Origin of the sequence: Paenibacillus sp. FJAT-26967 (genome assembly GCF_001541095.1) — a bacterium.
Lineage (GTDB): Bacteria > Bacillota > Bacilli > Paenibacillales > NBRC-103111 > Paenibacillus_F.
The window spans coordinates 746402-760011 of the sequence record NZ_LMXH01000001.1 but is presented as its reverse complement, the minus strand read 5'-3'; the positions used below and the strand labels follow the sequence as shown (position 1 = coordinate 760011).

Below are 13610 nucleotides of genomic sequence, written 5' to 3'. Positions count from 1 at the left end.
CAATCTAGTGTTCTCCTAAAACAATGAAAGCCCTACCTCTCTTTCATCCTTGCGGCTCCGATGACCGCGCCAGTGTGAATCAAGTAACACGGTTTTACAAATTCTTAGGGTTAGTTGGAATTTGAATAGGTGGAGGAGTATTATTCATAAAAGAGGAACTAAAATGGGGTAATCAAGTACAAGATATCATTATATCATAACTGCTTGTAATTTTTCAAGTTTAAATTTTCGACAGGGCGCTTCATCCGGTTCAGCACCCGATTTAAACGAATACGGTTGTAGCGCTGGGCAAGTATACAAGGAAGATTCACTGCTGCTGCATACAGAAGCATAATCCCCCCGACCCAAGGTTCGTTCCATACAAAAAATAACGGAGCGGGCAGCATGACTCCGTAATGTGTCAACTCAGCACGCCGGGATTCTGCAACAAAAACCTGCAAATATGCCGAGTCCTTGGCAGCCAGATGTTTTTTGGCGAAGCCGCCAGTGAAGACATCACCGCCATCCGGCAGCAAACCCTTCCAAGATTTGATACGGAATACTTTCTCATAGAAACGTCCACCTTGTTCCCAACTCCGCTCGGTATACAGGGCGCTGCCCTGCTGAAAATATTCCAAAGGGACGCGGAAAGCCGCATAAGAAATACTAAGATGAAAAAACAACCAGACGAATATGTTGACTACAACCGTCCACATAGGCGACATCCCGATAAGCACTATTCCGCACCCCCATTCTTGGAAACTGTAATTTCCCTACCCTTCCAAAAAACCTTACGCCGCCCAAATGTCTGGACAGCCGACCAGCTGAACAAGATGAAGAAGAAAGCTAGAGGAATGGGATACAGCAGCGCCGTAAGGGAATGAAAGCTGCCCGTTCGTCTCAGCAAGATCCAGAGTTGTCCGGCAAACGCGGAATAAACGGCTGCGGTAAACAAGAGCACTCCCCGTGACAGCGCTGACGTAGAACCCCCACCCGCCGGATTGTGAGAATAACTTTCAGTTCCTATCCAGAACGGCAATACGGAAGCTGCTGCCTCAAGCAACACAGTTGCGGCTGACGCGCAGCCGCTCAGCCACAGGACGACGCCGATCAGAACCGGCAGCGAAGTGGTTCGGGCGCCTTTGGCGAAGCTCTTGCTCCAGCCTTCGGCGAGAGCACGCAGCCCTTCCGGATACATCCGGAAGGAGAGAGTTCCTCTGCCTGTCCGACACACGATCGGCAGGCCCAGCCGACGGAACCGGCGTCCGAGCGCCAGGTTCTCCAGCACTTCACCGCGCACGGCTTCATGGCCCCCGGCCGCGGTATAATCGTCCCTGCTGCATACGATGCAGGGACCGAAGGACGCCTGGGGCGCTATACGATCGCCCCAGGGGGTGAACGCGGCGGTCGACGCCGGTACAATGAGGTTGAAGAAGGCCGACAACTGTTCATACGGCCGCTTCACCTCATGATAAGGCTGCACCGCCAGCAGCCCGCCGCAGAGCGCCTGCTCGGCAAGCAGGCGCTCCACGCCGTCCGGCTCGAGGCGCGTATCCGCATCGAGGAAGATGAGCACGGAGCCGCCTGACGCTTGGGCGCCGCGGTGACAAGCCCACGGCTTGCCCAGCCAGCCGGGTGGCAGAGCACCCGGGCTGACGACGGCTGCGCCGCTCTCGCGCGCAAGCCGGGCGGTGCCGTCGGTCGAGCTGTCATCGACTACGATGACCTCGTCCGGCGGCAGTGTCTGTGCCCGCAGGGAGGCGAGGAGCGGACCGATCCGCCGCTCCTCGTTGCGTGCGGGCACGATCACGGACACGCGCGGCGGGCCGTACGTGTGAGCGGGCAAGCATGCAGCCGCCGGTTCAACACGCGGCCCTTCCCCATGCGGACTCACGCCCTCTAAGCCCCACGCTGCTGTCGGCGTATCGAGAGAAGGGTCTCCGCCCCCATTATTTGCACAGTAGCTCTCTAGGCCTGCTGCTCCACAGCGGTCTTCCTTCCGGCACTCCCCGCTTCTGGCCGACAGAAACCAGCCTGACAACCAGCCTGTCAGAAGTATCACCCACGATAAGAATGACAAAGTCTGCCCCTTCTTTCCGATTCAGCCATTTTTCTCTGGTGTATGTATAGGTAAGGATAATTTTTGACAAACCTTATACAAACAACTTACAATCCAAGAGAAACAATGTCAATCTCCTTTTTGTTGCGACCCTAATACAGGGTATATACTCATGCTAAAACCATTCTGACAGGAGGTTTTCTACACATGAAACAGGAAGTCGTAGTTATTGGAGGCGGACTGGGCGGGTTATCGGCAGCAATTCGGTTAGCCGCGGACGGACATCAGGTTATGGTCCTGGAGAAAAGTGAAAGAGTGGGCGGCAAGCTGAATCAGCGCAGCGGCCAAGGTTATACATTCGACACTGGCCCGTCTATTCTGACAATGCCATGGGTGCTGGAGCAGCTTTTCGCAAGCGCAGGCCGCAGCGTCCATGATTACATGAAGTTTGTTCGTGTCGAACCCCAGTGGCGTACTTTTTTCGAAGATGGTGAACAGCTGGATATTTCAAGCGACCTGCCCGCCCTGTTAAGCGAAATTCAGCGTATTTCACCGGCAGACGCCTCCTCTTTCCTCACTTATGTAAGTTACTGTCAGGAAATGTATGAGCTTACTCAGAAAAGCTTCTACAAGCGCAGTCTGTCGGGTCTCGGCGATATGCGCAGCCTGCACACCTTGAAAGACTTGCTCGCTATGAATCCTCTCAAATCCATGGATCAAATCACAGGCAAATTTCTTAAAAACAAGCATTTGCAGCAGTTGTTCAACTTTTTCATTATGTACATAGGCTCTTCTCCCTATCAGGCGCCTGCTATCCTTCACCAGCTTGTATACGTGCAGCTCGGATTAGGTATCTATTATGTAGAAGGCGGCATGTACAACATCGCCGAAGGAATGCGGAAGCTGTGCGGAGAGCTTGGCGTTAAGATCAGAACTCAGGCCGCTGTCCGGCAGATCGTGACGGAAGGAAATCGTGCAACTGGCGTACTCCTGGAGAATGGGGAGAGCATCCCTGCGGACCTTATTGTTTCCAATCTGGAAGCGATCCCCACCCATCGAACGCTGTTGAATGAACAGTCCTATGCGCAAACCGCTGCCGACAAACTGCAAGAAAAATACGTGCCTACCGTTTCGGGCCTTGTTCTCTTGCTTGGTGTCAATAAGAAGTATGACCACCTCACCCACCACAACTTCTTTTTCTCGGAAGATCCGGCCCAAGAGTTCCGACAAATCTTTGAAGAAGGCATCCCTGCGGAAGATCCGACGATCTATATCGGCATTTCATCCAAATCAGACCCGACACAAGCGCCCGAAGGGAAAGAAAATTTGTTCGTCCTGACACATGTACCTCCTCTGAAGGAAGGCGAGTCATGGGCTCAGCATAAAGACGCGTATAGAGATCTTGTCCTTGCCAAGCTTGAGAGGATGGGGGTTACCGGACTCCGTGAAAGCATTGAATTTGAATATACCTTTACCCCCGATGATATCCGCCGCTTATACGGTTCCAATGGAGGGTCCATATACGGGGTCGCTACTGACCGCAAGTTGAATGGCGGGTTCAAAATCCCGAGCCGCAGTGATCAGCTGAGCAACCTCTATTTCGTGGGCGGATCTACCCACCCCGGTGGCGGTGTCCCTATGGTGACCTTATCCGGCCAATTAACAGCTGATTTAATCGCTGAGGATCTGGAGCGGTCTTCGGTTCAAACGGGATAAGCGGATGCAAGGCTGCGGCAAGTTAAGGTAAAGGCCAAAATCAAAAGAGCCAGTATCCTCATAGGAACTGGCTCTTCTTGTATATTACACGGTTTAAAACCAGACAAGCGGAACAATCACACCACTGGTTTTGTTTTTACTTGGGTATCATTATCATTATCACGTGTAACAGCCGTTACATCGAGCAGGAACATGAAAATCGGGATACCGATAATTAGCCCCCACACTCCCATAAAGTGCTCCGAGAAAATCAGCACGATAAACGTGTAAAATACAGGGAGATTTGTTTTAGCCGACATAAGTTTAGGATTCAGCATATAGCTCTCAAGCGCATGAAGCACGGCAATCATGATGAGCACATACACGACCATCATAATCCCGCCGATGCTGTACGCGATCGTACACAGCGGAATAAGAGAAATCAGGACACCCGCTACGGGAATCAGGCCCAGCAGGAAGATCATGATTCCGAGTCCGATTAACTGCGGGAAACCCATGATCCACAGAGCGATCACGGACAAAATGCCATTGACGAGAGCAATAATAAACTGGGCTTCCAGCACCTTACCGAACGATTGAACAAAACGGCTTCCGAAAAAGGCAACCTCTTCGTAAAAAGGAGCAATCTTGCTTTGTTTAAAACGTGCCGTGAACCGGATAATTCTCGGTTTCTCCAGCAGGAAGAACAAGCTGAGCATCAGTGCGATAAATAACTGCATGAGCACTTTGCCGATATCCGTCACCGATTTGAATACGAAACCGAATCCTTGATTCATGTACTTGGATATCTCGGACTGTTCCACATAAGGCTTCACAAGATTCACGATGTAGCTGAGCACTTCATTATCTTGCGGCTGTGTATAAAATTCATAAAGCTGGCTGACAACTTGCGATACCTGATTAGCAACAACCGGAAAATAGCGATACACGGCTACAACTAGAACAGATAGAAACACCACATACGAGACTACAACAATCCACCTTCGGTCCACTCTTACAAAACGATTAAGCCGCGAGGACACGAAGGTCTGCAGACGATCCATCAGAAATGCGAAAATGAACGTCAATAGAATAAGATTGATCATACTCCGCATCAAATAAAGAATGACCGCGAGCAGGGCAAAAATCAAAATTCTTCTGAAACCTTTGCTTTGAAAGAAGTCTTTTGTAAACATATACCGGGGTGCTCTCCTATCTTCACAAACTCATGGGTCTGACAGCCCATATCTATTCACCTTTACTATATAGTATAACGAATAGTTTCGGATATAGTTCCGTTTATTTTATCATCTTTTTCTGTAGAACTGCAAAATTTTCCAACGACACAGCAGCGCCTCACCTATTATGGTAAACATAGAATAGAGGAGGACCGTGCTCATGCAGAACTGGCTTACATCGCTCCGTAAACTGCTGCAGAACGGTTGGATTTGCGTTTCCATAACGGCAGGCGCTTTCGCAGGCAGTATCGCCTGGTTGTTCTACATGCGTTTTTAATAGCTTAGGGCATCAGACTGCAATCCATACCTGCGCAGGTCATACAAAGCAAAAAAGGCATACCTGGAAGCAGCCAAATCGGTGCTAAGGGTAGGCCTTTTCAAATTTCTTTATTTCTTAGCAAAGACGCTTACATCGGATTTTTAAAGCGCAGCTTGCCGTTTGTGGAATTCTCCGCCTGGAAAGTAAAGTACAGATAGTTGACTCCCGCCTGGTATCCGAGCATATATTCCTCATACCCGCCTTCACTCATCCCGTCATAATCTGCTTTCCCCATCACTGACCTTACCTGCGCAGGAGCAAGATCCAGCTTAACATCTATAACACGAACCACATCATCGGCAGAGAAATACAGCGTCACATTGCCGTACCGGTAAAATTCACTATGCACCTCGCCAATTTCATCAGGTACGCCCCATTTCTTCAGTAGCTCTCTTTTTGGGGTATTCAGTTCTATCTCGATTCCCTTAAGCTTCCCCTTGCTTGCCTGCGCGATAAAATCTTGATCGAGAACAGGTGGATGTATACGCTCAGGATCCTTTCCCCGGCTCGGAGTATCTAGAGTGGTCTCGGTATCCTCCACCTTCGCCCCCTCCTCATAACCTACTTTCACACCCAGCTTTTCGCCTACAAAACGCAGCGGCACATACGCCTGGTTGTTGTAATTCAACACACCGGAGCTAGGAGGCATATTCTGCGCCTGCCCGTTAATCACCAGCTTCACCGGGTAAAGGTACGCTTTGACAAAATCCGCCGCAAACACAGCTGTCGTACTCGTCAGGGCAATACCTACCGTTAAGCCCAGAGCAAACATTCTTTTCCTCACGTTCAATCCGTCCTCTCATGAAAGCCTCTGAATCGGCAATCGGCAGGCTTCATCTCTTTCAAGTCTATGGTTCTCTTCCTATAACGTTCTTTTCCCGGCTTTTGTTCCATCGCCAACGGTTACATTTTTCCATCATTTTGTAACTTCTTAATCCCTGCCGATCGACCTTTGAATCCGGAATTCTCGAGTATGCAAAAAGGCATACGCAAAGCGGAAATCCGCTTCATGTATGCCCCCGCTCTTAATACGTATGGAAGTATCCGGTTATCCGGAACTGCCGGAACTTCATTCATCCGTACTGCACCTGGTCAGGCTTTGCGGCGATTCAAATGAACGAATGTAACCGCAAGAGCCAGCACAAGCACCCCGCCCTTAATAATGTCAAAAGAGAAATAAGGAACGTTCAGCATTGTCAGTCCGTTAAGGAGAATTCCGATGAGCACCGCACCGAAGAACGTACCAATTACATTTGGTTTGCCCGCGCCAAGCACGGAATAGCCTACAAACACAGCGGCTACCGACTCCATCAGCAGCGGTACTCCCGCATCAATTTGACCCGAACCAATACGGGCCGCGAACAGTATGCCTCCTACAGCGGCAAAGAGCCCCGACAGCACGTAGGCCGCCGTACGCACACGGTTCACCGGAATCCCGGACAGTCTGGCCGCTTCGCGGTTGCCGCCCGTTATATAGAGCTGACGGCCCCAGCGTGTATAAGTCAGGAAGATGTGTACGGCAACAACGGCCACGATCATCAGAATAACGGGAACCGGCAAGCCCAGCACCTTGCCTTGTCCCAGCCATTTGAAGCTCTCCGACACGACGCCTGGGGCCGTCGATCCATCCGGCATGGGCATATTATTGTAGACGGAGAACCCTTGGGTGTAAGTCTTGTGTACACCTGCAATGGTGTACATCACAGTCAGCGTTGCAAGCAAATCGGGAATACGCACCTTCACAATCAGGAAAGCATTCAGCAGACCGATCGCTATACCGATCGCGAGCGGCACGGTCAGGACCACGATAAGAGGCTGCTCATACCAGACCATCAAGGAAGCGGCAACTACAGTTGTCAGTGAAACGGTGGAGCCTACTGACAAATCAAATCCATCCACAATCTGAGACAACGTAACTCCGATTGCAACGAAAGTAACGATAGAAATGGAACGCAAAATATCAAAAATATTATCATACGACAAGAAATTCGGATTAATGATTGAAAAGAATATAAAAACAACCGCGATGACAACTAGTGTCCCGTATCGGAACGAAATGTCAAGTAGCTTATCCTTCAACTCGTTCGGCCTCCCCTGCGCTAGCATATGTTAGAATGGCTTCCGCCGTGGCTTCTTCCCGGCTGAGCTCTCCCGTTATACGGCCGTAGCTCATGACCAGAATACGGTCGGCGATGCCGAGAATTTCAGATATTTCGCAGGAAAGGTAAATGACGCCCTTGCCCTCCTGCGCCAGCTGGCCGATCAGCCGGAAGATATCGCTCTTCGCTCCGACATCCACGCCCTTCGTCGGCTCATCGAACATGTATACGGCCGCATCGGTCGGCAGCCATTTGCCGACGGCTACCTTCTGCTGGTTGCCTCCGCTCAGATGCTTGACCGCGCGGCCGGGCAGCGCGGGCTTCACGCCGAGCTGGCCGATCAGCCGCTCCGCATGGCTGCGTTCTTCCCGCCTGCGGATGAAACCCGCAGCGCTCAGGCGCCGGAGAATCGGCAGCGACAAGTTGTGCTGAACCGATTCATCGACGAGCACGCCCTGCTTGCGCCGCTCCTCAGGCACAAGCACGATCCCTGCGCGTACGGCGTCCTCCGGCTCTGAGAGCCTCAGACGCTTGCCGCGCAGGACGACTTCGCCGCCATCAGCGCGGTCGGCTCCGAACAACAGCCGGCTGAGCTCGGTTTTGCCGGCTCCGACGAGCCCGACGATGCCGAGGATTTCGCCCTCGCGAAGTGACAGGTCCACGCCGCGAACCTTCGTTCCCCGGTGCAGGCCGGTCACTTCAAGCACCGTTCCGCCGAGCTTCGCCGGAAGCTTAGGGAATTCCTCGGCGAAGGTTTTGCCGAGCATAGTCTCGATGATCTCTGCGTGGTCCGCATCCTTGGCAGATCTCGTCAAGACATGGCTCCCGTCACGCATCACTGTGATCCGGTCGCAGATACGGGTCACTTCGGCAAGCCGGTGCGATATGAAGACGCACCCGACTCCCCCTGCCTTCAGACGCTCCATGATCGCGAAAAGCTGCTCCGACTCCTCCAGACTTAAGGGCGCGGTCGGCTCGTCAAAAATAATGTACCGTGCTTCATGTGCAATTGCACGCGCGAGCAGGACAAGCTGCTTCTGGGCAATGGTAAGCTGGGATACTTTCAGACGAACCGGGATGTCCGATCCGATCATCGTAAGGATCTTCGCGGCCTCCCGGTTCAATGCTCCCCAGCGCAGCCAGGTGCGCCCGTTCGCGATTCTGTCCAGCAGTACATTCTCCGCAACTGTCAGCTCCGGCACGAGAGCCGTGTCTACTTCCTGATACACACAGTAAATTCCGTGCCGCATCGCATCCTTGGGGGAAGAAATCTGTACCGGCTTACCTTCTACCGTGATTGCCCCCTCGTCGGCAAGATAAGCACCCGACAGCACCTTCATCAAGGTGCTTTTCCCCGCTCCGTTGGCTCCCAGAAGACCGTGTACTTCGCCGCCTCTTAGCTCAAAGTCGACAGCTGATAATGCCCGTACGCCAGGGAATGATTTAGTGATGCCCTTCATATGCAGCAAGGATTGTGAAGTCGTCGCCATGTTGAACCGCTCTCCTCCTTGAACGCCGTAGTCCCATCGTCAATAACCCGATGGGACTGCACGTATTGCTTTTTTATTTAACGGATTGCTTCTCCAGTTCTTTCATCCAGTCCGTGTAACCTTGCTGGCTGTTCCCCCAGCCCTTCACATATTCGCTGAGCTGATCAGTCGTCAGCTTCTTATCCTTGGGGAGCTGATCACGCGATACGTAAACCGGCTCCAGTACGACTTTCTCCGGCGTCTTATCGCCGTTAAGCTTCTGATACAAGTAACGAACCTGAATACGGCCGATATCTTTCGGATCCACTGCGGCCGATGCAACCCAAGGGCTGTTCGGATCTTGGATCATTTGCAGATCCTCGTCACTCATATCAATTCCGTATACTTTAATTTCATTGCGTCCAGCCTGCTGAATCGCACGTGCGGCACCTTTGGCGAACTCGTCCCAGGCAGCCCATACGGCGGTGATGTCACCCTTGTTCGGATACTTCTTCAACAAAGCTTCCATTTGAGCCTGCGTATCAAGAGCAGGGTTTTGCGCGTTACCGAACTTCCCGATCTCTTTAATTTCTTTGTTGGAATTCATAAATGCTTTGTAGGCGATCTCACGGCTCTCCATAGGAGGGAAGCCTGCTACCCATACCTTTACGATATTGCCTTTGTTGCCTGCATCCTTACCGAGCTGACCCAGAGTAAGCTCCGCCATCTTCTGGTCATTCTGCTCCAGAGCTACAATGCCTTCTCCCTTGATGTTGGAATCGAAGGCGATAATCGGAATCTTCTTCTCGACCGCCTTCTGAACACCGGCCTGCAAAGCCTCAGCCGTGCCGTGATCGAGCAGAATGCCGTCGAACTTCTGGTTAATAGCGGCATCCAGATTAGAGGACATCTTAGCTAAGTCTCCGTCCGCAGGGATAACCGTTACTTTTCCGCCGAGCTTAGCGGCTTGTTCCTTAACGCCTTCTACATATTGAGCCGAGAATGTGCCGAGATTCTGACGCATAATCAGCGCTATTTTTTTATCAGCAAGCGCGCCTTTATTGTCTTTTGTGCTTTCTTGGGTTTTTCCTGCATTAGCAGTTGTTTCGGCAGCTGGTTTGCCGCATGCCGCGAGCAGTCCGATGATGAGGATCATCACAGTTGCCGTATGTACTAATTTACGTATTCCTTTCATTGGTAACCTCTCCCCCGTTAGTCTCATTTTCTGTAAGTTTTCATCCCTTTAATCCAAGTGATCCAGTTGGATTAAAGCATATGATACTGCTGTTCGCTGTTTTCGTCAATTTATTTTTTTGTACAAAAAAACTCTCCCGCGACGATCATCATCATTCGAGGAGAGTTTCTTTTATTTACGGCCGAAATCTGCTTTGATTTCGCCCCATTTTTTAGTATCCCATTTTACTATTTTATTCGGATATGTATTTGTACGAAGCCACTGCAGCGCCCGGTCCACCAGTGTCCAAATCTCTTCGGTAGAAGAATCTCTAACGAGGTTCGAAGCAACTTCCTTCTTGCGGATCCAGCTGAGAGCCGTTATGGAATCCGTATAGATCGTCTTCGAGCTCCCCTGCTGCTTCAAATAGGCCAGAGCGTGAACGATCGCAAGAAACTCGCCCATATTATTCGTACCTTTGGATATCGGTCCCCGGTAGAAAATTACTTCGCCAGTTTGCGTATCTACACCTTTGTATTCTACAATCCCGGGATTGCCGGAACAGCCGACATCTACGGATAGGCTGTTATAATCGATCTCCGGTACCGCTGCAGGTGTAACCGCCGCTCCCGCACTTTTCTTCTTCGCACCGAAGTTAAGCGACTTTTGCCAGCCCCGTTCATAAGCTGCTCTCGCTTCCGCCTCTGAGGGATAAGACTTGTATTTAGCCTGCGGAAAGGCATCCGTCTGCTCTTTACACTGAGCCCAGGTGCTGTAAATGCCCGGAGTTTTTCCTACCCAGACGACATAAAACTTTTTATCGGCCATTCTTTCCATCCTTCCTTACCAAAGGGCTCCATCTCGATTAGCCAGGTCGCGGGACATTCTGCTTCCCCTAACCCCGGCTTATAGTTTAACACAAACCGAAACCCGTATCGAATACGAACACGTTTCTTTTAAAAGTAAGGATCCATCCCGCGCGGGTAGGGAATCAGCCATTTCGACATTGATAATTCCGCTCTTTTCAAAAAAAGAACAATTTTTTTAATTTTACGAGTATTTTTTACAAAACGGTTCATACTACGTTTTACCGGAGGAGGTGATATCAATGGGTGCAGGACAATCCCGCAACAGCAACACACTGGTTGTACCACAAGCTAACCAAGCTTTGGATCAGCTTAAATACGAAGTGGCTCAAGAACTGGGCATTCAAATTCCTCAAGACGGCTATTACGGTTACATGGCTACCCGCGATACAGGTGCGATCGGTGGACACATTACCCGCAGACTGGTTCAAATCGCTGAGCAGCAACTGGCAGGCAAACTGGGACGCTAATCGTCGGCTTCACACATACTTAGGCATGACTAGAAAAGGTGGCTTAAAATGCCATCTTTTTTATTGTGCCGAATAACCTCCAAGTATATAAAAAATCCCCATGCAACCTGACCAGTCACACGAGGTTTTCTAATTTCTATTTAATTCCAATACGTCTATCTAAAGGAGATTCGACATATTATAATTCGACTCAAACATCACGCTTGCGTACAAAGTGTCTTTCTTGACCGTAAAATCGAATGTAATTTCTCCATGCGTCCAGTTGACTTTGTATTTAAGCGAGTCCAAAGCAAGCTGGCGAAACGCCTGCCACTGAGACTCGGCCAGCCCCTCTCCGACCTTGTGAACAAGGCCGTTCCGGCTCTCGAGCGGATTGTGCCGTACGCCAAACTTCCCCACTGAGTTATTACGGATTTGCAGGAACACAGTCCCCGAATTTAATTCCCCCAACTCCTGACGCAATTCTTTAAATACGATTTCAACTTGTCGAACTAAAGATACCGGTTCGATTATCATAAGTGCCCCCCAATAAAGTATACTTCCATTTTTGTTATGGATTTGTATTATTTTATGTAGTAAATCTGGTTTTCTAAGCCTATTATAGTACCCGTTTAATTTAAATACAACAAAATTTTACATATTTTTAAAGTATTCGGAACTTATTTTTACAACGTTCGTCATAAAGGCACATTTCGTATCACCATTTGATAAATTTTAGATCAAGATTCCCTAAAAATAAACGTAAAGGAGTATTTTATTAAGTCGTGCTACCTATATGATTATTCATTAATAAAACTGTAGACCCTATTAAAACCGGATGATATAATGACCGCAGGAAATATGTTACATTTCGGATATATTCCGACAAAAGGAGCATTGAGTATGAACAAATGGACAACCCTCTCCTTCAAGAGTAAACTGCACTATGGCTGCTACGGACTTATAGGGCTTTATACGGCAGTTCTACTCATCCTGCTCTTTATCCCCGATCTAAGCAGGATCACCGTTGTAGTGTTTCTCCTGGTTATGCTTGGCGTAAGTTACCCTCTTGTCCGCTGGTTTGAGAGAACGCTTACAGAGCCGATAGAAAGCATGTCACGCGCTGCTCTTAACATCTCCAAGGGCGATTTTTCCAAAAAGGTTGAAATTACTTCGGATGATGCGCTTGGCGAGCTCGGCCGTTCTTTTAACGGAATGATCGATAAACTGAGAAGCATTCTCGGAGACACCAGCGCCATCACCCGGCAAGTCTCCGACAACAGCCAGAATATTTACAGTCAGAATCAGGAGTTGAAAGTTGTGCTTCAGCAGGTCACAGTCTCTGCACAGGAACTGGCTTCCGGCGCCGGGCAAATCTCCGAAGAAGTGTCTACGATTTCTGTCTCTACCAAAGATATTGAGCATAAAGTAACGAATCTGTCTGCTTCTACACGTTCTATGAACACCCATTCCGATCAGATGCTGGCTCTTGTCGATAAAGGCCGGGATGCCGTCGAAACACAGGGACACGGCATGAAAAGAAATGTCGAAGCGACTGCGCGCGTATCCGACACCATCCGCACACTTGCCGAACAAGCCGCAGGAATATCGACAATTACCAAAGCGATCTCGGAAATTGCCGAACAAACCAATTTATTGTCACTGAACGCTTCGATCGAAGCGGCTAGAGCAGGTGAACAAGGGAGAGGGTTTGCGGTTGTTGCACAAGAGGTAAGAAAGCTTGCGGAGGAATCCACCACGATGACCCGCCAAGTATTCGTGCTGGTGACGAATATTGAGAATGGGATTAAACAAGCGTTATCCCATATCAAAGTGAATGAAGAGGTAGTGCGCAAGCAGACCGAACTGATCGGAGATACAGAAGCGGTTTTTGCCGACATCGTGAATTCAGTCCGTTTTATTTCGGACCAGATCGGTGAATTTGCGGGAGAGAGCGAGCATATGCTGACAGGCGCACGGCAAATATCTGCCACGATGGAGAATATATCGGCCATTACGCAGCAATCGGCCGCAGGCACAGAGCAAGTCTCGTCTTCCATGAATGAACAGATCAGCGGCGTTCTCGAAATTGTTAAACAATGCGAGCAGATGACGCAATCGGTCAGACAACTTCAACAAACCATACAAATTTTCAAATTCTAATCATGTACAAACTGTCCGTTTACAAAAAGAGGAAGCACACGGTTTCATTAACCGTGTGCCTCTTCTTTTTAAAGACTCGGAATTGAACTTAGTTCAATTC

12 protein-coding genes are annotated in these 13610 nt (G+C 49.8%); 3 read left to right on the top strand and 9 right to left on the bottom strand.

The features are described 5' to 3' along the window. Positions 1 to 194 precede the first annotated feature (194 nt). Entirely contained in the window at positions 195 to 716 is a 522-nt protein-coding gene (locus tag AR333_RS03290) for a hypothetical protein (protein WP_068773892.1), read from the bottom strand. Further along, positions 716 to 2059 carry a glycosyltransferase family 2 protein gene (locus AR333_RS03285; protein WP_068773891.1) on the bottom strand — a complete coding sequence of 448 codons (1344 nt, stop codon included), beginning with the start codon at positions 2057 to 2059 and terminating at the stop codon, positions 716 to 718. The genes AR333_RS03290 and AR333_RS03285 overlap by 1 nt, the downstream gene beginning before the upstream one ends. Positions 2060 to 2245: 186 nt before the next feature. Between AR333_RS03285 and AR333_RS03280 the strand changes: the two genes are divergently transcribed. After that, positions 2246 to 3754: an NAD(P)/FAD-dependent oxidoreductase gene (locus AR333_RS03280; RefSeq protein WP_068773890.1), complete on the top strand. Its 1509-nt coding sequence runs from the start codon at positions 2246 to 2248 to the stop codon at positions 3752 to 3754. Positions 3755 to 3870: 116 nt separating this feature from the next. On the opposite strand, the gene AR333_RS03275 is transcribed toward AR333_RS03280, so the two are convergent. The 6 genes from AR333_RS03275 to rnhA all read right to left on the bottom strand — a co-directional run bounded on the left by AR333_RS03275 (position 3871) and on the right by rnhA (position 10860). After that, on the bottom strand, positions 3871 to 4929 hold the full coding sequence (locus AR333_RS03275) for an AI-2E family transporter (RefSeq protein WP_068773889.1): 1059 nt from the start codon (positions 4927 to 4929) through the stop codon (positions 3871 to 3873). Between the two features lie 449 nt (positions 4930 to 5378). Next, on the bottom strand, positions 5379 to 6074 hold the full coding sequence (locus tag AR333_RS03270; RefSeq protein WP_156430818.1) for a DUF4309 domain-containing protein: 696 nt from the start codon (positions 6072 to 6074) through the stop codon (positions 5379 to 5381). A 308-nt stretch (positions 6075 to 6382) separates the two neighbouring features. After that, positions 6383 to 7369, bottom strand: a complete 987-nt coding sequence (locus tag AR333_RS03265; protein ID WP_068773887.1) for an ABC transporter permease — start codon at positions 7367 to 7369, stop codon at positions 6383 to 6385. Continuing rightward, entirely contained in the window at positions 7359 to 8879 is a 1521-nt protein-coding gene (locus tag AR333_RS03260) for a sugar ABC transporter ATP-binding protein (RefSeq protein WP_068773886.1), read from the bottom strand. Before AR333_RS03260 ends, AR333_RS03265 begins: the two co-directional genes overlap by 11 nt. A gap of 73 nt (positions 8880 to 8952) precedes the next feature. Next, the gene (locus tag AR333_RS03255; protein ID WP_068773885.1) at positions 8953 to 10053 is read right to left on the bottom strand and encodes a sugar ABC transporter substrate-binding protein; all 1101 of its coding nucleotides are present in this window, start codon (positions 10051 to 10053) and stop codon (positions 8953 to 8955) included. Positions 10054 to 10224: 171 nt separating this feature from the next. Then, positions 10225 to 10860: a ribonuclease H gene (rnhA, locus tag AR333_RS03250; protein WP_068773884.1), complete on the bottom strand. Its 636-nt coding sequence runs from the start codon at positions 10858 to 10860 to the stop codon at positions 10225 to 10227. 280 nt (positions 10861 to 11140) lie between these two features. On the opposite strand from rnhA, the gene AR333_RS03245 reads away from it, so the two are divergent. Then, the gene (locus AR333_RS03245; RefSeq protein ID WP_068773883.1) at positions 11141 to 11368 is read left to right on the top strand and encodes an alpha/beta-type small acid-soluble spore protein; all 228 of its coding nucleotides are present in this window, start codon (positions 11141 to 11143) and stop codon (positions 11366 to 11368) included. Positions 11369 to 11527: 159 nt separating this feature from the next. Here the strand turns inward: AR333_RS03245 and AR333_RS03240 are convergent, their stop codons facing one another. After that, positions 11528 to 11884 (bottom strand): O-methyltransferase, encoded by a 357-nt coding sequence (locus AR333_RS03240; protein WP_068773882.1) that lies wholly within the window; start codon positions 11882 to 11884, stop codon positions 11528 to 11530. A 366-nt stretch (positions 11885 to 12250) separates the two neighbouring features. Between AR333_RS03240 and AR333_RS03235 the strand changes: the two genes are divergently transcribed. After that, positions 12251 to 13510: a methyl-accepting chemotaxis protein gene (locus tag AR333_RS03235; protein WP_068773881.1), complete on the top strand. Its 1260-nt coding sequence runs from the start codon at positions 12251 to 12253 to the stop codon at positions 13508 to 13510. Positions 13511 to 13610 lie beyond the last annotated feature (100 nt).

Bases quoted from the DNA above. Each gene is read 5' to 3' on its own strand.
- AR333_RS03260 (WP_068773886.1), bottom strand. From the start codon at position 8,879: ATGGCGACGACTTCACAATCCTTGCTGCATATGAAGGGCATCACTAAA.
- AR333_RS03240 (WP_068773882.1), bottom strand. From the start codon at position 11,884: ATGATAATCGAACCGGTATCTTTAGTTCGACAAGTTGAAATCGTATTT.
- rnhA (WP_068773884.1), bottom strand. From the start codon at position 10,860: ATGGCCGATAAAAAGTTTTATGTCGTCTGGGTAGGAAAAACTCCGGGC.
- AR333_RS03255 (WP_068773885.1), bottom strand. From the start codon at position 10,053: ATGAAAGGAATACGTAAATTAGTACATACGGCAACTGTGATGATCCTC.
- AR333_RS03235 (WP_068773881.1), top strand. From the start codon at position 12,251: ATGAACAAATGGACAACCCTCTCCTTCAAGAGTAAACTGCACTATGGC.
- AR333_RS03280 (WP_068773890.1), top strand. From the start codon at position 2,246: ATGAAACAGGAAGTCGTAGTTATTGGAGGCGGACTGGGCGGGTTATCG.
- AR333_RS03275 (WP_068773889.1), bottom strand. From the start codon at position 4,929: ATGTTTACAAAAGACTTCTTTCAAAGCAAAGGTTTCAGAAGAATTTTG.
- AR333_RS03245 (WP_068773883.1), top strand. From the start codon at position 11,141: ATGGGTGCAGGACAATCCCGCAACAGCAACACACTGGTTGTACCACAA.